The sequence below is a fragment of the Actinoplanes sp. NPDC023801 genome (assembly GCF_040639655.1).
Classification (GTDB): Bacteria; Actinomycetota; Actinomycetes; order Mycobacteriales; family Micromonosporaceae; genus Actinoplanes.
Genome location: NZ_JBFAAI010000008.1, coordinates 85,293 through 102,920 on the forward strand (window position 1 = coordinate 85,293; position 17,628 = coordinate 102,920).

Sequence of the window (17,628 nt, forward strand, 5' to 3'; positions counted from 1 at the left end):
CCTAAGGGAAAGGCGCGCCTTCCGGGCGCGCCTTTTTCGTGGCACCGCCCGGCCCTGAGCTCCCACTGCCCGGCCCCGAACTTCCGCTGCCCTGCCAGGAGTTCCACAGCCGCGCGTACGCCCCACCCGCGGCCACGAGCTCGTCGTGCGATCCCAGCTCCACGATGCGGCCGTCGGCCATCACCGCCACCCGGTCGGCGTCGTGCGCGGAGAAGAGCCGGTGCGCGATCGCGACCACGGTCCGTCCACTCACCACGGCCGCGAGGGACCTCTCCAGGTCACGGGCGGCCCGCGGGTCGAGCATGGCGGTCGCCTCGTCGAGGACCAGCGTGTGCGGGTCGGCGATCACCAGCCGGGCCAGCGCCACCTGCTGCGCCTGCGCCGGCGACAACAGGTACCCACCGGAGCCGACAAGCGTGTCCAGGCCGTTGGGCAGGGCGTCCACCCAGGTGAGGGCCTGCACCGCGGTGAGCGCGGCCCGGATCTCGCCCTCCTGCGCGGCCGGCCGGACCATGGCGACGTTGTCGCGCAGCGTACCGATGAAGACATGATGTTCCTGGGTGACCAGAGCGACCTCGGTGCGCAGGCGGTCGGGCGGAAGCGCGGCCAGCGGAACGCCGCCCACCGTGACGCTGCCCGAGGTGGGCCGGTGGACGCCGGCCAGCAGACGGCCCAGCGTCGACTTGCCGGCCCCGGAGATCCCGACGACAGCGAGCCGTTCGCCCGGCTCGAGGGCCAGATCGACGCCGTGCAGCACCTCACGTCCGGGCTCGTAGGCGAACCGCACGTCGCGTACCACGATCCGGTTGTCCTGCGGGCGGGAGACGTCACTGCCCGGCGGGACCGGATCGGCCGTCACGCCGAGCAGCCGGGCCAGTGCAGCCGCACCCACCTCCAGTTCGTCGAGCCAGCCGACCAGCCGGTCCAGCGGATCGACCAACTGCTGGACGTAGATCACCGCCGCGGTGAAAGCGCCCAGGGTCACCCGGCCGTGCAGGTAGAGCCAGCCACCGGCGAGGAGGGTGAGCACCATCGGCACCACGTAGCTGATCTCGATCACCGGCCACCAGATGGTCCGCAGGCGCAGCGTGTACCGCTCGGCCCGCCAGGATCGCCGCAGGTCGACGTCGGTGCGTCCGATCCGCTGCCGCTGCCGGCCCAGCGCCTCGACCGTACGGGCGCTCTCCACCGTCTCGGTCAGGCCCTCGGTCACGTCCGAGTAGGCGGCGTTCTGCCGCAGGTAGCCGGCCGGCGCGTGCCGCAGGTACCAGCGTGTCCCGGCCACCATGATCGGCACTCCGATCAGCAGGGGCACCGCGAACACCGGGCTGACCAGTATCAGTGCGCCGACCACGAGACAAAGCGTGATCATCGCGATGAGCGTTTCCGGGACGGCGAAACGGACGCACTTGGACAGTGCGTCCACGTCCCGCGTGGCCCGGGTCAGGAGGTCACCGGTGCCGGCCGCCTCCACCCTGGACAGTGGCAGCGCCAGCACGCGGGTGATGAACTCCTCCCGCAGCCGGGCCAGCACCCGCTCCCCCAGCCGGGCCGAGGCCAGATGCGCGAAACGGATCAGCACCGCCTGGACCAGTACGAACCCTGCGATCGCGAGCGCCAGACGATCCAATGCCGACATCGGTACGCCGTCGTGGACACCCTGCACCAGGTCACCGAGCAGACGCGGGCCCGCCAGGCCGGCCACCGCCGCGGCCACGTGCAGGCAGATCGTGGCCCGGAACAGGGCCGGATACCGGCGGATCAGATCGCGTGCGTACCGGCGGGCCTGCGCGGTACTCGCCACCGGCAACGGCCGGCTCATGACGTCTCCTCGCCGGCTTCCCCACTCTTCTCCTCCGGCGGCGGGTCGTTGTCGCGCAGCACGAGCCGGGCGTAACCCGGTTCGGTGCGCAGCAGTTCGGTGTGCGGACCCGTCGCCACCGCCCGGCCGTTCTCGACGAAGCAGACCCGATCGGCCCGGCTCAGCAGCAACGGGCTGGTGGTGCAGAGCACCGTGGTCCGGCCGGCCCGTGCCGCCCGCAGCCGCTCGGCGATCCGGGCCTCGGTGTAGGCGTCCACCGCGTTCGTCGGCTCCACCAGGATCAGCACCTCCGGATCGGTGACCAGCGCGCGTGCCAGCCGCAGCCGCTGCCGCTGGCCGCCGGAGAACGACCGGCCACGATCGGCCATCACGGTGTCGGCACCGGACGGCAGCGCGTCCACCGCCTCGGTCGCCTCGGCGGCGGCCAGCGCCTCCGGCAGGGTGCCCCGGCCCTCCGGGTCCAGGTCGGAACGCAACCGCCCGGAGAACAGGGCGGCCTCGTTGTCGGCCACGAGGATCCGTTCCCGTACGTCCGACATCGCGGCGGCGGCCAGCGGGACATCACCCAGGATGGCGCCGTCGGCGTACCGGCCGAGACGATCGGCTATCCGGGCCGCGGCGGCGGGAGTCGTGGCGGCGATCGCGGTGAGGCGGCCGGGCGTCACCCGTACGCCCGAATCGGGATCCACCAGCTCGCCCACCGGAAGCGGCCGCGGATCCGGAGGATCCGGAAGATCGCTGCGTTCCCTCAGCATCGTCACCACGCGGCGGCTCGCCACATGGCCGCGGGTGATCTTGTCGATCGCCTCGGTGAGCTGGCGCAGCGGCGCGACCAGGAACGCGGCGTAGGCGTAGAACGCCACGAGCTGCCCCAGGGTGATCCGCCCGTCCACCGCGAAACGTGCACCCAGCCACGTGACCAGCACCAGGAAGACGCCCGGCAGCAGCACCTGCGCCGCCTCCAGCAGCGACTCGATCCGCGCGGTGTGCACGCCGGCCTCGCTCAGCGCCCGCGACTCGGTGCGGTACCGCGCCGCCATCACCGCCTCGCCGCCCACCCCGCGCAGTACCCGCAGCCCGCCGACCAGATCCGCGGCGCGTCCGGTCAGCCGGCCCTGCCGGTCCCGGTAGGCCCTCTGACGCCGGTGCAACGGCGGGATCAAGACCCCCACCACCAACATCAACATGGGTACGCCGACAAGCACCACCAATCCCAGCGGCACCGAACTGTTCAGCAGCAGAATCGTCACGGTGATCACGGCCAGCAGGGAGCCGACACCTCGGGAGGTGATGTCGACCGCACCGCCGATGTGGGTGATGTCCGAGGTGCCGATGGCGACCACCTCACCGGCGGCCAGACGCCGCGGCAGGGTGGAGCCGAGCCGGTTCGCCTGCCGCACCACCACCTGCACCGTCCGGAACGCGGCCGACAGCCAGTTGGTGACCGCGAACCGGTGCCGGGCGATGCCGGTGAGCGCCTGCAGCAGCCCCACACCGAACAGCACCGACGCCCAGGCGGCCAGGGCCGGCCCGTCGCGGGCCACGGCGGCGTCCACAGCCAGGCCGACGACGGCGGGCACCAGTGACTGGCATCCCATCCAGGCGATCGCCAGCAGGGCCGCGACCGCGACCGTCAGGCGGGAACGCCGGATCAGCCAGAGCAGATATCGGGTGGCGGATCGGGAGTCGGGCGTACCGGGATCGGTCACTGGCAGTCTTCGCATCAGGACCCGACGTTAAGGGCCCGGGTGCGCGGAGGCGACCGGTCAGCGATCGACGGGGTTGAAATCCCAGACGTGCGGAGCGCGCGCCACCAGGTTCTCCGGTGGGGTGCGCATGTTCTCCGGGGAGTTGCGCCATTTGGTGATGACGACGATGCGATGATCGGTGGACGAATAGACGTCACTCGACACATGTTGTGGCAGTACCTCCAAGGCAGGCACCGCCGTGTCGCAGACCCAGGCCAGCAGCTCGTCGAAGCCACTACGCGAGGCCCGCACCTCCCACATCCGCGCGATCATGAACGCTTCCTACCCCGGCACACTGACCCCGGTCAAACCCAACCCCGGCCGCACCCGCGCCTCCCGCCATCGTGCGGCACCGTGCTCCCGCCGATCGTTCAGCCGGCAACGTGGTGAGGTGTGGTCCGCATACGGGCGCCAATCACCACGCAGCCGGGACTACGGACGCTGCCTCATTCAGCCGGGAACGCTGATCTCCGTGAGGCTCATCGCCGAATCCGCCGGGAGATCGAGGCGGCTCGGTGCGACGCCGGCCGACACCAGGTGCGAACCGAGCGCGGCCACCATGGCACCGTTGTCCGTGCAGAGGCCCGGCCGCGGTACGCGGACCGCGATCCCGTATCGCGACGCACGCTCCTCGGCCAGCACCCGCAGCCGCGAATTCGCCGCCACCCCACCCCCGATGACCAGGGTGTTCACTCCGTTCGACCGGCACGCGTCGATCGCCTTCGCGGTCAGCACATCACAGACCGCCTCCTGGAAACTCGCCGACACGTCCGCCACCGGCACCGGCTCCCCGGCCCGTTCCCGGCTCTCCACCCAGCGGGCCACCGCCGTCTTGAGCCCCGAGAACGAGAAGTCGAACCGGTGCGCGGCAAGATCCTTCGGCGCGGTCAGGCCCCGCGGGAACGCGATCGAACCCGGATCGCCGTCGCGCGCCGACCGGTCGATGATCGGACCTCCCGGGAAGCCGAGGCCGAGCAGCCGGGCCACCTTGTCGAAGGCTTCGCCGGCGGCGTCGTCGATGGTCGCGCCGAGCGGGGTGACGCCCGCCGTCAGATCGTCGACCAGCAGCAGCGACGAGTGTCCGCCGGACACCAGCATCGCCACCGCCGGCTCGGGCAGCGGGCCGTGCTCCAGAGTGTCCACCGCCACGTGCGCGGCCAGGTGGTTGACGCCGTAGATCGGCTTCTCGGCGGCAAGTGCATAGCCTTTCGCGGCCGCCACCCCGACGAGCAGTGCACCGGCCAGACCGGGTCCACTGGTGACCGCGATCGCGTCGACGTCGGCGAGGGTCACCCCGGCCTCGTCGAGGGCCCGCTGCATGGTCGGGACCAGTGCCTCCAGGTGCGCGCGACTGGCCACCTCGGGCACCACCCCGCCGAACCGGGCATGCTGGTCCACGCTGGACGCGAGCGCGTCGGCGAGCAGGGTGTGCCCGCGTACGATGCCGACACCGGTCTCGTCGCAGGAGGTCTCGATCCCGAGAACCAGGGGTTCGTCACGCATTGCGCATCATCACCAGGGCGTCCGTGTTGCTGGGTTGGTAGTAGCCGCGCCGGATGCCGACCGGCTCGAAGTCGTAACTCCCGTAGAGCCGCTGCGCCGGGGCGTTGTCGACCGCCACCTCGAGCAGCGTCTTGCGGGTACCGCGGCGGGCCGCCTCGGCGAGCAGCGCCTCCAGCAGCACCCGGCCGAGACCACGGCGCTGAGCGTCCCGGCGGACCGCGATGTTCTGCACCCACGACTCGTGTTCGTCCACGACGGACAGACCGGCGTAACCGATCACACTCCCGTTGTCATCGAGCGTCACGAGATAGAACTGACCGGTCGCCAGTTCGTTCCAGAACATCGCTGCCGACCACTTCTCCGGACCGAAGAGATCCTCCTCGATCGGCAGCACCTCCTCGATGTGCCACCAGCGGAAACGCTCCGTCACCGATCCGGGGGTCATCGGGTCAGCACCGATTTGCGGGCCGACGGCTCGACCGCGTCCGGCCGGCGCAGGTACAGCGGGGTGAGCGCCTCACCCGGTGCGCCCTGCCGGATCCGGTCGGCCGCGAAGGCGACCAGGGCGGCACCCGGCGGGTAGAGCAGGTGCTCCTCGACCGGCAGCCCGAACACGTCGCCGTACTTCAGAGCGCCCTCACCGGCGGCCCGATCGGCCAGGTCGGTCATGGTCGTACCCCCGGGGATCAGCACGCCCGCCGGAAGCGCCCCGCCGACCGCGCCCCGCAGCAGCACCGCGACGTCGGCGGGCTTGGCAACCTCGGGACCGGTCAGCCGCTCGCCGTCGGCATACGTCGCGAAGTAGACCTCACGCCGCCGCGCATCGGTGGCGATCAGTACGCGTCCCGGACCCGCCGCCCGCCCCAGGGCATCGAGCGAGCACACCCCGTAGGTGGGGATGCCCAGCGCCTGCCCCATGCTCGCCGCGGTGGCCAGGCCGACCCGCAAGCCGGTGAACGGCCCCGGCCCCAGCCCGGCGACGATCGCGGTGAGGTCGCGCGGACGGTGACCGGAGTCGGCGAGGACCGCGGCGATCTCCGGGGCGAGCTTCTCCCCGTGGGCGCGCGGATCGACGGTGCGCCGCTCGGCCACACCGGCCAAACCGTCCGCGGTCACCTCGACGAGCGCGGCGGTCGACGCGGGTGTTGCGGTGTCCAGAGCGAGTACAAGCACAGCGAAAACCCTAGACCGTGGCCTTCGGGTCCCAGTCGATGACCGGCCGGCCGCCGTCGGCGAGTGCCTTGTTCGCCGCGCTGAACGGCCGGCTGCCGAGGAACCCCACCCGATTCAGGGGGCTCGGGTGGCCGGCCTCCAGGATCGCGTGCGCCGGGTTGGTGACCAGCACCGCCTTCTTCTTCGCGTAGCTGCCCCAGAGCATGAAGACGATCCGCTCGTCACGCTCGTTCAGCGCCTTGATGGTGGCGTCGGTGAACGCCTCCCAGCCCTTGTTGCCGTGCGAGCCCGCCTTGCCCGCCCGGACCGTCAGAACCGCGTTGAGCAGCAGTACGCCCTGCTTCGCCCACCCGGTCAGGTCGCCGCCGGCCGGCTTGGGCACGTTCAGATCCTCGTTGAGCTCCTTGAAGATGTTGCTCAGCGACGGCGGCCGGCGCACCCCGTCACGCACGCTGAAGCTCAAGCCGTGCGCCTGACCGGGGCCGTGATAGGGGTCCTGACCGAGGATCAGCACGCGGGTCTGAGCCGGTGAGCACAGCCGGTACGCCGCGAACAGGTCCTCCACCGGCGGGTAGACGGTCTGCGTCGCGTATTCCTCGGCCACCCACTCACCCAGAGCGGTGGTCGCGGCGGCGTCGAGGTGGGGGGTCAGCTCGGCTCGCCACTCGGCCGGCAGCTGCTCGATCAGGTTCACATGGTCTCCAGTCGGTGTGCCCAGTCGCCACCGTGCGGCAGCAATTCGACGGTGCGGGTGTCGTCGTCCAGCCGGTCCAGACGGACCTGCAGGTATTCGTCGTTGAGTTGCTCCACCAGACCGACGCCCCACTCGACGACGGTGACCGCGTCGTCGGCCGAGGCGTCCAGGTCGAGGTCGTCGATTTCGGCGCGCGGATCCGGCCGGTCGCCGAGACGATAGGCGTCCGCGTGCACCAGCGGGACCGGGCCCCGGTGCACCCGGGCGATCACGAACGTCGGCGAGGTGATCGGCCCCTGCACGCCCAGACCGGCGCCGATGCCCTGCGCCATGGCCGTCTTGCCGGCGCCGAGCGGCCCGGTGAGCAGCACCAGGTCACCGGGGCGCAGCACACCCGCGAGGCGCCGCCCGAACTCACGGGTGTCCTCGACGGTCTTCAGCTTCACGTCAGTTTCTCCAGGAAGGGGATCAGCGCGGCGTTGACCTGATCGGCCTTCTCCAGCATCACCACATGGCCGCTGTTCTCGATCTTGAGCAGCTCGGCCTCGGGCAGGTTCTCGATGATCTGCTCGGAGTGGGTCACCGGAGTCAGATAGTCACGGTCTCCGACGACGACCAGCACCGGGACACCGCGCAACGCGGAGAGCGCCGGAAACCGGTTGTGCGTGTAGAGGGTCTGCAGGTATTTCGTCAGGGTCTCCGCCGACGTCCTCGAATTCATGCTCTCCACGAACGTCACCAGCGACGGGCTGGGTTTGGTCTCGCCGAACCCGTACCGCCGGGTCAGCAGCCAGGCCAGGTCCGACGATGCGACCCGGGCGCGGTCGATGGTGCCGCCGCCGAGCTGGGCGGCCTTGTCCCAGAGCGGGAAGAACGGTGCGCTCACCCGGGCGACCACGTTGGTGATGCCCAGCTTGGCCTTGTCGAAGAGTCCCGCCGAGGTCGAGATCAGAACCACGCCGGTCACCCGGTTACCGAACCAGGCCGGGAACTGCTCGGCGAATGCCATGATCGTCATGCCACCCATCGAGTGGCCGACCAGGATGATCCGGCCCTCCGGAACCGCCTCGGTCAGCACCGCGGCCAGTGAACGGCCGAGCGCGGCCAGATCATAGGTGCCGGACCTCAGTTTGCTGGACCGGCCGTGACCCGGCTGGTCGTAGAAGACCAGCCGGTGCGAACCATGCTCGGCGAGCGCCTTGCGCTGGAAGTAGAAGGTGCCCATGTCGAGGGCGAACCCGTGCACGAAGACGATGGTCGGCTCGTCGGGCGCGCCCTCCGGCTCGATGATCTCGACGTGCAGGTCGGTGCCGTCGGCCGCGGTGACCGTCAGCTCCTTGTCGAAGGGCTGGTCGCCGAAGGGCTCCTCGACGAAGGGGTCACCGGGTGCGTTGACCGAGCGGCGCACCAGCGCACGCTCCACGGCGAACGCGGTGGCCAGACCGGCCGCGGCCACACCGACCACGGCCCCGAATATGCCGGCGTTCTTGGCGACCCGCGAACGCTTCCTCATCGGGCTGCCTCCCCGACGTAGTGACGTGGCACCCGGCTGCTGCCGAACCGCGTGACGATCTCGTAGTTGATCGTGCCGGTGGCGGCCGCCCAGTCGTCGGCGGTCGGTTCGCCGTCGTCGCCCGGGCCGAACAGCGTCGCCACATCGCCGGCGGTCACCGGCTCGTCGCCGACGTCGACGACCATCTGGTCCATGCAGACCCGCCCGGCGATCCGGGCCGTGGTGCCGCCCACCCGGACCGGGCCGGCACTGGACGCGTGCCGGGGCACCCCGTCCCCGTATCCCAGCGGCACCACCGCCAGCGTCGTCTCGCGCGTCGTCGTGTAGGTGAGCCCGTAGGACACACCCTGCCCGGCCGGCACCCGCTTGGCGAGCATCACCCGTGCCCGGGCCGTCATGGCCGGCCGCAGGCCGTAGGTCTCCCCCGCGATCGGCGACAGGCCGTACGCCGCGATACCGGCCCGGACCAGGTCGAAGTGCGTGTCCGGCCGGGTCAGCAGGGCGGCCGAGTTGGCGATGTGCCGATATCGCGGCTCGATGCCGTAGGAGGCGGCCAGCGCCAGCCCTTCGTGGAAGGCGGCCAGCTGACGGTCGATCGACTCGTGGCCCGGCTCGTCGGCGCAGGCGAAGTGGCTCCACACGCCGACCGCCTCCAGGTCACCGGAGGCGTGGGCCTTTGCTGCCGCCTCCAGCAGGGCCGGCCACTCGGCGGCGACCGCGCCGCCACGGGACAGGCCGGTGTCGAGCTTGAGGTGCGCCCGGGCCGGGCGGCCGGCCCGGCGGGCGGCGGCCACCAGCTCGTCGATCAGGCCGGTGCTCGCGGCGCCCAGCTCGACGCCGGCTCCGACCGCCTCGTGCAGCGCCAGGCCGGGGGTCAGCAGCCAGGCCAGGACCGGCGCGTCGATGCCCGACCGGCGCAGTGTGAGCGCCTCGTCGAGGGTGGCGACGCCCAGCCAGGCGGCGCCACCGGCGAGCGCGGCCCGGGCGGACGGCACCAGGCCGTGCCCGTAGCCGTCGGCCTTGACCGCCACCAGCACCTCGGCTGAGGTGCGGGCGCACAGCATCGCGACGTTGTCCCGGATCGCGTCCAGATCGACGCGGACTTCGGCCTGCCACATGCCTCCACCCTACTGAGGCGTATGACAATTTCATTCGGTCAGGCCAGGACACCGCCGCTCGCCCCGGCGGGATCCGGCGCGGTTCGGCGCGGCCCGGAACCCGGCTCCGTTCGGTCAGGCCAGGACACCGGCCAGTACGGTTCGCAGAGCGGAGGCCACGGCCGGTGCGGTGACCGGCCCGTCCTCAGCCGCGCGACGACCGGCCAGTCCGTGCACGTAGGCGGCGGCCACCGCGGCACGTACCGCGGGAAGCCCCGCCGCCAGCAGCGAGCCCAGCAGTCCGGCCAGCACGTCCCCGCTGCCCGCGGTGGCAAGCGCCGGGCTGCCGGTGGGATTGGCCCAGATCTCCCCCGACGGGGTGGCGACGATGGTCCGGTCGCCCTTCAGCAGCACCACCGCGTTCGTCCACGCGGCCAGCCGGGCCGCCGCACCGGCGCGGTCCGAGCCGGGTGCCTCCCCGGCCAGCCGCTTGAACTCACCGTCGTGCGGGGTCAGCACGAGCGGGGCGTCACGGCGCAGATCATCCGCGTGCTCACCGCCGACCAGCAGGTTGATCGCGTCCGCGTCGAGCAGGACCGGGAGCGGGGTGGCCAGCACGCTGCGCAGCGCTGTACGGGCTTCGTCGCCGGTGCCGAGGCCGGAGCCGCAGACCCAGGCCTGCACCCGGCCGGCGTCGGCCACCCGGTCCGCGACCACCACGGACGGATGGGCGCGGACCACCTCGCGGTGGGCGCTGCCCGCGTACCGCACCATGCCGGCCGGCCCGGCCAGGGCGCCCGCGGTGGAGAGCAGCGCGGCACCCGGATAGAACGCCGAGCCGGTGGCCAGGCCGACCACACCGCGGGTGTACTTGTCCGAGGTCGCGCCCGGACGGGGCCACCAGGACGCGATGTCGGCCGAGTCCGGGACCCGGGCCGCGGGGTCGCCGGTCAGAGCCGGGCCGAGTCCGATGTCCACCAGGTCGACCTGGCCGCACCGCTGTGCGGCGGGGCCGAGTACGTGGGCGACCTTGAGGCAGCCGAAGGTGACCGTGACGTCGGCGGTGACCGCCTCACCGGGCACGTCGCCGGTGTCCACGGTCACGCCACTTGGTACGTCGACCGCCACCACCGGTGCGCGTCCGCCGGTCCGGCCGCGCAGTCCGCCCAGTTCCCGCACGAGTGCGACGGCATCGGCACGCAGCCCGCCGCTCGCTCCGATCCCGACGATGCCGTCCAGTACCAGATCGGAACGTTCCGGCAGGTCACGGGTGCTGAAGCCGCCCGCCTGACGGAGCGCGGCCAGGCCGGCCAGGTGCACTCGTTCCGGGGTCAGCAGCAGCGCCCGGACCTGGGCGCCCCGCCTCGCGAGCGCGGCACCGGCGTAGAGCGCGTCACCGCCGTTGTCACCGCTGCCCACCAGCAGCAAGACCCGGGCCCCGTAGACGCCGCCGGTCTCCTCCAGCAGCAGGGCGCAGCGCCGGGCCAGACCGGCCGCCGCACGCTGCATCAGGGCGCCCTCGGGCAGGGTCGCCATCAGGTTCTTCTCGGCCGCCCGTACATCGGCGACCCGCCACGCCTGCCGCATGCGTCCCTCCCCGTTCCTAGTTCGCCTCTGCCACCACCATCGCCGAGGCGATCCCGCCGTCGTGCGACAGCGACAGATGCCATCGGGCGATGCCTCGCTCGGTCGCCGCGGCGGCGACCGTACCGGAAACGGTCAACCAGGGACGGCCGTCCGGATCGGTGACGATCTCGCAGTCGTGCCAGCGCATGCCGTTCGGCGCACCGAGCGCCTTGGCAACGGCCTCCTTGGCCGCGAACCGGGCGGCGAGCGACTCGGCCGACCGTGGACTCCCCGACGTGGTATGCCGCTCGGCCTCGGTGAAGAGCCGCCCGGAAAGCATCGGGGTCCGCTCCAGCGCACGGGCGAACCGTTCCACCAGGACGACGTCGATACCGACAGACACGATCACACCGGTCACCATATCGGCGCATCCGGTCACCTTCCCGGGCCCGCCCGCCTATCAGGACGTCACTGCGTACGCAAGGCCTGTGGACGGTCGTCCACAGGCCAGGGCACGGGCCGGATCCCGGCCTCTAGCGTCGGCGCATCCCCTCGTCCCCATGGAGGTCCGCCCGATGAATCCCGACTTCGAGGTCGACGCCGAAAGCCTGCTTCAGGACGCGGCGGCGGTGACCGGACTCGCCGGCCGGGTGGCCGCATCCGCCGCCTCGGCCCCTACCGCCGACCCGGCCCCACGCTGGGCCACCACCGGTGCCGCGGAGCTCGCCGCGGACTCCGCGCGGCGCCTGACCGCCCTGCTCGGCCAGGATGTCGCCGGGACCGCCGAACGGATCAGGGCGGCCACCGCGGCATACCAGCAGGCCGACGCCCGTGCCGCGGCCCGCCTCCGGACGGCTCGATGAACGCCGTTGACACCACGGCGGTCACCTACGCCAAGCTCCGGGCCACCGACCCGGCACGCTGGCGGGCCACCGCCCTCGCCTGGCGGCGGTGGGCCGCTCTGGCGGGGGCGCTGTGCTCGGAGTTCGGCCCGCTGCTGGACGGTCTGCGCGCGTCGTGGTCCGGCCCGGCAGCCGAGGCCGCGACGGCCTGGCTCGGCGCGCTCCGCGGCCGGCTGGCCTTCCTCCGAGTGGTGTGCTGGCGGGCCGACCAGGCGCTCAGCGAGTTCGCCGCGGCCCTCGGCCGGGCCCGCGCTCTCCTCGACCGGGCACGTGCGGCAGCCGGGCACTCCGGTCTGGACATCGACGATCACGGTACGGTCCGCGGCCGGCCGGAGGCGGGACAGGCGATCCGGTCCGTCGCCGCCGACCTGGGCGCCGCTCTCGCCGTGGCCGCGCAGGCCGACGCCACCGCGGCCGCCCGGCTCGGCCCACTCGCCGAGGTGCCGGCCGTGCCGGTCGCGAAGTCCTTCCCGGCGTGCGGCGCCCCGCCCGCCGAGGTCCGGCGCTGGTGGGAGCAGTACACCCCGGCCGAGCGCAACTGGCTGCTGGTAACCGAACCGGCCGCGCTCGCCGGCGTCGACGGCATCCCGATCGCTGACCGGGACATCGCGAACCGGCTCCTGCTCGACGACCACCGCCGTCAGCTGGACCGGCTGCGGGCGGCCGGCACCGACCCGGACCGCGTACGGGACCTGCGCACCGGACTGGACCGGCTGACCGCGCGCCTGGAGGAGGAGGGCACGCCCCGGGCGTACCTGGTGGATCTGGGCCTGGACGGTGAGGGCCGGGCCGTGGTCGCGTTCGGCGACCCGGACCGTTCCGCCAATGTCCTCACCCATGTGCCCGGCATGACCTCGGATCTGAAGTCTCTGGGTGGTGAGCTGAGCCGGGCCGAGCGGGTCGCCGTCCGGGCCGGCGAGCTGGGGCCGGGCCGCGCCACCAGCGCGGTGCTGTGGCTCGACTACGACGCCCCGGATTTTGTGCCCGAGGCCGCCTCGGCCCGCCAGGCACGCGACGGGGCGCCGCATCTGACCCGTTTCCAGGAGGCGCTGCGGGTCACGCACGAGGGCGAGCCGGCGCATCAGACGGTCCTCGGGCACAGTTACGGCTCGCTGGTGGTCGGCAAGGCCGCGGCGGCCGGTGGGCTGCCCGCCGACGCGGTGGTCTTCGTCGGTTCACCCGGTGTCGGGGTGGACTCGGCGTCCCAGCTCCAGTTCCCGGCCGATCAGGTGTGGGCGACGACGTCGGTGAGCGATCCGATCCGGTACGCGGCGGCCGCACCGAAGGAGTTGCTGCTGCCGGATCTCCCCGGCAGCAAGCGGCATCTGTGGTTCGGCCGGGACCCGAGTCAGCCCGGTTTCGGCGCCCGGGTCTTCCCGAGCCAGCTCGACGCCGGTCACCTCGGTTACTGGGATCGTGGCGAGCCGACCCTCGACGCCCTCACCCGGATCACCCTGGGCGGGACGCCGTGAGCCGGCTGTTCAGCCCGCGATCATTCGACGGTGACCGACTTGGCCAGGTTGCGGGGCTGGTCCACGTCATAGCCGCGGGCCGAGGCGATCTCGCAGGCGAGGATCTGCAGCGGCACCGTGGTCATCAGCGGCGCGAGCAGGGTTGGCGTGTGCGGCACCGAGATCAGGTGGTCAGCGAACTGCCGGACGTCCTCGTCGCCCTCCTCGGCGATCACGATGGTGCGGGCACCACGGGCGCGCACCTCCTGGATGTTCGAGACCACCTTGTCGCGCATCACCCCGCGGCCCTGCGGCGACGGCACCACGCAGACCACCGGGGTGCCCTTGTCGATCAGCGCGATCGGGCCGTGCTTGAGCTCACCGGCGGCGAAGCCCTCGGCGTGGATGTAGGCGAGCTCCTTGAGCTTGAGCGCACCCTCCAGCGCCACCGGGAAACCGACGTGCCGGCCGATGAAGAGCATCGTCGACGCCGTCTTGAGGTCCCGGCCGAGAGCCCGCACCTCTTCCATCCGGCCGAGCAGGTCACGGAGGTTGTCCGGGGTCCGGCGCAGGCGCGAGACCACGGCGGCGACCTCGTCGGCGTACATCACGCCGCGGATCTGGGCCAGGTGCAGGCCGATCAGGTAACAGGCGACCAGCATGGTGAGGAACGCCTTGGTGGAGGCCACCGCGATCTCCGGGCCGCCGTGGGTGTAAAGGACGGCGTCGGACTCACGCGGGATGGTGGAGCCGTTGGTGTTGCAGATGGCGAGGACGCGGGCCTTCTGCTCCTTGGCGTGCCGGATCGCCATCAGGGTGTCCATGGTCTCGCCGGACTGGCTGATCGCGATCACCAGTGTGGACCGGTCAAGGATCGGGTCGCGGTAACGGAACTCGCTGGCCAGCTCCACCTCGCACGGAATGCGCACCCAGTGCTCGATGGCGTACTTGGCGACCATGCCGGCGTGGTACGCGGTACCGCACGCGACGATGAAGACCTTGTCGACGTCGCGCAGGTCCTGATCGGTGAGGCGGACCTCGTCCAGGATGATCTCGCCGCGCTCGGAGAGCCGCCCCAGCAGGGTCTCCGCGATGGCCTGCGGCTGTTCGGCAATCTCCTTGAGCATGAAGTACTCGTATCCGCCCTTCTCGGCGGCCGAGGCGTCCCAGTCGATGTGGAACTCGGTGCCGGTGGCCGGGGTCCCGTCGAAGCCGGTGATCTCGATGCCGGCCGGGGTGATCAGGACCACCTGGTCCTGGCCCAGCTCGATCGCTTCCCGGGTGTGCTCGATGAAGGCGGAGACGTCGCTGGCGAGGAAGTTCTCCCCGTTGCCGCGGCCGACCACGAGCGGCGAGTTGCGCCGGGCCGCGACGACCGCGTCGGGCACCTCGACGTCCACGGCGAGCAGGGTGAAGGCACCCTCGAGCCGCTTGGCCACACGGCGCATGCCCTCGGCGAGCAGGGCCGGGCCGTCCTCGGCACCGGATTCGCGCAGCGCGCGCATCTCGGCGGCGAGCAGGTGGGCCGCGCACTCGGTGTCGGTGTCGCTGCGGAACTCGACGCCGGTCGCCTCGAGCTCGGTGCGCAGGCGGCCGAAGTTCTCGATGATGCCGTTGTGGATGACGGCGACCCGGCCGTCGACGGAGACGTGCGGGTGGGCGTTACGGTCGGTGGGGCCGCCGTGGGTGGCCCAGCGGGTGTGCCCGATGCCGGTGACGCCGGCCTCGATGCCGTCGCCGACGCGTTCGGCGAGCGCCTTCTCCAGATTGGCGAGCTTGCCCGCCTTCTTCTCGGTCTTGACCAGGCCGCTGTCGATGATGGCGACGCCCGCGGAGTCGTAACCGCGGTACTCAAGGCGGCGGAGCCCGTCGATGACGATACTCAACGCCGGACGATTCCCTACGTATCCCACGATCCCACACATGCCGGGCAGCCTAACCGACTTTCGCTCAATCGTCATGCTCGGGAAGCGCAGTTATGAGCATCGTATGTGATCGGAACCCTAGTCCAGCCACCTCGGCAGCTCTCTCGTCCATACGGGTGGTTGATCCGCACCGTGCGGCGCTGGCGTACCGTCGGAATTCGGTGCCCCCACCGGGAGGAAAGATGAGCGATCCGAGCGAGCCCCGGCAACCGCCCCGGCCACCCCAGTTCACGCCGCCGCCGGACTACCCGCCGACCGCTCAGTTCCCGACGGTGGGCTCCGACCCCAACGCCGGCTACCAGCCACCGCCTCCCGGATACGGCACTCCTCCCGGATACGGCACTCCTCCCGGATACGGCACGCCGCCACCGCCGCCCGGATACGCGCCCCCTCCGCCGGCGCCCGGCTACGGGGCTCCGCCACCAGGCTACGAGCCCCGGCCCCCGCGCCGCAGCAATGCGCCACTGATCGCCCTCGTCCTGGCGGTCACGCTGCTGCTCTGCGGCGGTGTGGTGACGGCCGCGGTGATGCTGGTCAACAAGGCCACCGAGAAGGCTGAGGAGATTGCTCAGCCGATCATCAACCCGACGCTTCCGGAGCTCCCGACCGAAGGCCCGGATCTGCCTGCCCTGCCCACCGACCTCCCGGACGTGCCGGCGCTGCCCACCGACATTCCCGGGCTCGGCGAGGGCAAGGAGATCAGCGTGACCTACGAGGTCACCGGGGACGGTACGGCCGAGATCCTCTACATGGAGAAGCTGGACGGCACCCCCAAGCGGGTCGGCAACGCGAAACTCCCGTGGAAGCTCACGACCACGATGAAGGGCCCGGCCGTGGTCTCGGTCATCGCCGTGCGCACCGGCCTCGACCCGGGTTCGATCAGCTGCCGGGCCACCGTGGAGGGCGAGCAGGTCGCCCAGCACGACGCGGAGGGCACCCTGGCGACCGCCAACTGCTACAAAGTCATCATCGATTAGAGGGAGCACGGTGACCACGTCCACTCCGGCGGACCCGCTCGTCACACGGATGCGCCCGTTCGGCACCACGATCTTCGCCGAGATGTCGGCACTCGCGGTCCGCACCGGGGCGGTCAATCTCGGACAGGGCTTCCCCGACACCGACGGCCCGCCGGAGATGCTGGCCGCGGCCGCCGAGGCGCTCGCCACGGGGGCCAACCAGTACCCACCCCTGGCCGGCATCCCACCACTGCGCGCTGCCATCGCCGCGCACGAGCGGCGGTTCTGGGGCCTGGAACGGGATCCGGACACCGAGGTGGCGGTCACCGCCGGGGCCACCGAGGCGGTCGCGGCCGCGATTCTCGCTCTGTGCGAGCCGGGTGACGAGGTCGTCTGCTTCGAGCCGTACTACGACTCGTACGCCGCCTCGATCGCCCTGGCCGGTGCCGTCCGGCGGCCGGTCACGCTGCGGCCGGGCCCGGCCGGGCGGTACGAGTTCGATCCCGGCGAGCTGCGGGCGGCATTCGGCGGGCGGACCCGTCTGGTGCTGCTCAACTCGCCGCACAACCCGACCGGCAAGGTCTTCACACCGGCCGAGCTGGAGCTGATCGCCGGCCTGTGCCGGGAGTTCGACGTCTTCGCCGTCACCGACGAGGTGTACGAGCACCTGGTCTTCCCGGACGCCGCGGCGCCGCACGTGCCACTCGCCTCGCTGCCCGGCATGCGCGAGCGGACGCTACGCATCTCGTCGGCCGGGAAGACGTTCTCCTGCACCGGCTGGAAGGTCGGCTGGGCCACCGGCCCGGCCCGGCTGGTCTCGGCGTTGCTACGGGTCAAGCAGTTCCTGACCTTTGTCAACGGCGCGCCGCTGCAGCCCGCCGTGGCGGTGGCACTGAACCTGCCCGACTCGTACTTCACCAGCTTCACCGCCGGCCTGCGGGAGCGCCGGGACCGTCTGGTCGCCGGCCTCACCGAGGCCGGTCTGGCCGTCCTGCCGTCCGAGGGCACCTACTTCGTGACCGCCGACATCCGCCCGGCCGGCGGCACCGACGGCGTCGCGTTCTGCCGGGAGCTACCGGCCCGCTCCGGGGTGGTGGCGGTGCCGACCCAGGTCTTCTACGACCATCAGGAAGCGGGCCGGCACCTCATCCGTTTCGCCTTCTGCAAACGCCTCGAGGTGATCGACGAGGCGGTCCGCAGGCTGAAGGGCTAGGCACCGGCTGGGGCCCCGCGGCGCCCGGCGGGCCCCCGCGGCAGCCCGGCCGGCTCTCGCTGGAC

General features: G+C 71.9%; 17 protein-coding genes. 4 read left to right on the plus strand and 13 right to left on the minus strand.

The window, feature by feature from the left end; genetic code table 11:
* Window position 1 precedes the first annotated feature (1 nt).
* The 12 genes from AB0G04_RS16925 to AB0G04_RS16980 all read right to left on the minus strand — a co-directional run bounded on the left by AB0G04_RS16925 (window position 2) and on the right by AB0G04_RS16980 (window position 11,525).
* Window positions 2-1,822, minus strand: coding sequence for an ABC transporter ATP-binding protein (locus tag AB0G04_RS16925; protein WP_360982988.1), 1,821 nt, complete (start codon window positions 1,820-1,822; stop codon window positions 2-4).
* Window positions 1,819-3,546, minus strand: a complete 1,728-nt coding sequence (locus AB0G04_RS16930; protein WP_360982990.1) for an ABC transporter ATP-binding protein — start codon at window positions 3,544-3,546, stop codon at window positions 1,819-1,821. The genes AB0G04_RS16925 and AB0G04_RS16930 overlap by 4 nt, the downstream gene beginning before the upstream one ends.
* Before the next feature lie 42 nt (window positions 3,547-3,588).
* A complete protein-coding gene (locus AB0G04_RS16935; RefSeq protein WP_106315513.1) occupies window positions 3,589-3,843 on the minus strand; it encodes a hypothetical protein in 255 nt (84 codons plus the stop codon).
* A gap of 177 nt (window positions 3,844-4,020) precedes the next feature.
* A complete protein-coding gene (tsaD, locus tag AB0G04_RS16940) occupies window positions 4,021-5,073 on the minus strand; it encodes a tRNA (adenosine(37)-N6)-threonylcarbamoyltransferase complex transferase subunit TsaD (protein WP_360982993.1) in 1,053 nt (350 codons plus the stop codon).
* The gene (gene rimI, locus AB0G04_RS16945) at window positions 5,066-5,503 is read right to left on the minus strand and encodes a ribosomal protein S18-alanine N-acetyltransferase (RefSeq protein WP_360982995.1); all 438 of its coding nucleotides are present in this window, start codon (window positions 5,501-5,503) and stop codon (window positions 5,066-5,068) included. The genes tsaD and rimI overlap by 8 nt, the downstream gene beginning before the upstream one ends.
* Before the next feature lie 11 nt (window positions 5,504-5,514).
* Window positions 5,515-6,246 carry a tRNA (adenosine(37)-N6)-threonylcarbamoyltransferase complex dimerization subunit type 1 TsaB gene (gene tsaB / locus AB0G04_RS16950; protein WP_360982997.1) on the minus strand — a complete coding sequence of 244 codons (732 nt, stop codon included), beginning with the start codon at window positions 6,244-6,246 and terminating at the stop codon, window positions 5,515-5,517.
* 10 nt (window positions 6,247-6,256) lie between these two features.
* Window positions 6,257-6,940 carry a uracil-DNA glycosylase gene (gene ung, locus AB0G04_RS16955; RefSeq protein WP_360982999.1) on the minus strand — a complete coding sequence of 228 codons (684 nt, stop codon included), beginning with the start codon at window positions 6,938-6,940 and terminating at the stop codon, window positions 6,257-6,259.
* Complete coding sequence (tsaE, locus tag AB0G04_RS16960) at window positions 6,937-7,386, minus strand: tRNA (adenosine(37)-N6)-threonylcarbamoyltransferase complex ATPase subunit type 1 TsaE (protein WP_360983001.1); 450 nt, start codon at window positions 7,384-7,386, stop codon at window positions 6,937-6,939. Before tsaE ends, ung begins: the two co-directional genes overlap by 4 nt.
* Window positions 7,383-8,453, minus strand: coding sequence for an alpha/beta hydrolase (locus AB0G04_RS16965; RefSeq protein ID WP_360983003.1), 1,071 nt, complete (start codon window positions 8,451-8,453; stop codon window positions 7,383-7,385). The genes tsaE and AB0G04_RS16965 overlap by 4 nt, the downstream gene beginning before the upstream one ends.
* Entirely contained in the window at window positions 8,450-9,571 is a 1,122-nt protein-coding gene (gene alr / locus AB0G04_RS16970; protein WP_360983005.1) for an alanine racemase, read from the minus strand. Before alr ends, AB0G04_RS16965 begins: the two co-directional genes overlap by 4 nt.
* A gap of 114 nt (window positions 9,572-9,685) precedes the next feature.
* Window positions 9,686-11,137, minus strand: coding sequence for an NAD(P)H-hydrate dehydratase (locus AB0G04_RS16975; RefSeq protein WP_360983007.1), 1,452 nt, complete (start codon window positions 11,135-11,137; stop codon window positions 9,686-9,688).
* A gap of 16 nt (window positions 11,138-11,153) precedes the next feature.
* The gene (locus AB0G04_RS16980; RefSeq protein ID WP_360983009.1) at window positions 11,154-11,525 is read right to left on the minus strand and encodes a holo-ACP synthase; all 372 of its coding nucleotides are present in this window, start codon (window positions 11,523-11,525) and stop codon (window positions 11,154-11,156) included.
* A 166-nt stretch (window positions 11,526-11,691) separates the two neighbouring features.
* Here AB0G04_RS16980 and AB0G04_RS16985 point away from each other — a divergent pair, with 166 nt between their 5' ends.
* Both AB0G04_RS16985 and AB0G04_RS16990 read left to right on the plus strand, forming a co-directional pair.
* The gene (locus tag AB0G04_RS16985; RefSeq protein WP_360983011.1) at window positions 11,692-11,979 is read left to right on the plus strand and encodes a hypothetical protein; all 288 of its coding nucleotides are present in this window, start codon (window positions 11,692-11,694) and stop codon (window positions 11,977-11,979) included.
* Entirely contained in the window at window positions 11,976-13,490 is a 1,515-nt protein-coding gene (locus AB0G04_RS16990; protein WP_360983013.1) for an alpha/beta hydrolase, read from the plus strand. Before AB0G04_RS16985 ends, AB0G04_RS16990 begins: the two co-directional genes overlap by 4 nt.
* A 20-nt stretch (window positions 13,491-13,510) precedes the next feature.
* Here the strand turns inward: AB0G04_RS16990 and glmS are convergent, their stop codons facing one another.
* Window positions 13,511-15,394 (minus strand): glutamine--fructose-6-phosphate transaminase (isomerizing), encoded by a 1,884-nt coding sequence (glmS, locus tag AB0G04_RS16995; RefSeq protein ID WP_360983015.1) that lies wholly within the window; start codon window positions 15,392-15,394, stop codon window positions 13,511-13,513.
* A gap of 182 nt (window positions 15,395-15,576) precedes the next feature.
* Between glmS and AB0G04_RS17000 the strand changes: the two genes are divergently transcribed.
* A complete protein-coding gene (locus tag AB0G04_RS17000; RefSeq protein ID WP_360983017.1) occupies window positions 15,577-16,371 on the plus strand; it encodes an MmpS family transport accessory protein in 795 nt (264 codons plus the stop codon).
* A gap of 10 nt (window positions 16,372-16,381) precedes the next feature.
* Window positions 16,382-17,563 (plus strand): pyridoxal phosphate-dependent aminotransferase, encoded by a 1,182-nt coding sequence (locus AB0G04_RS17005; RefSeq protein WP_360983019.1) that lies wholly within the window; start codon window positions 16,382-16,384, stop codon window positions 17,561-17,563.
* Window positions 17,564-17,628: the final 65 nt, after the last annotated feature.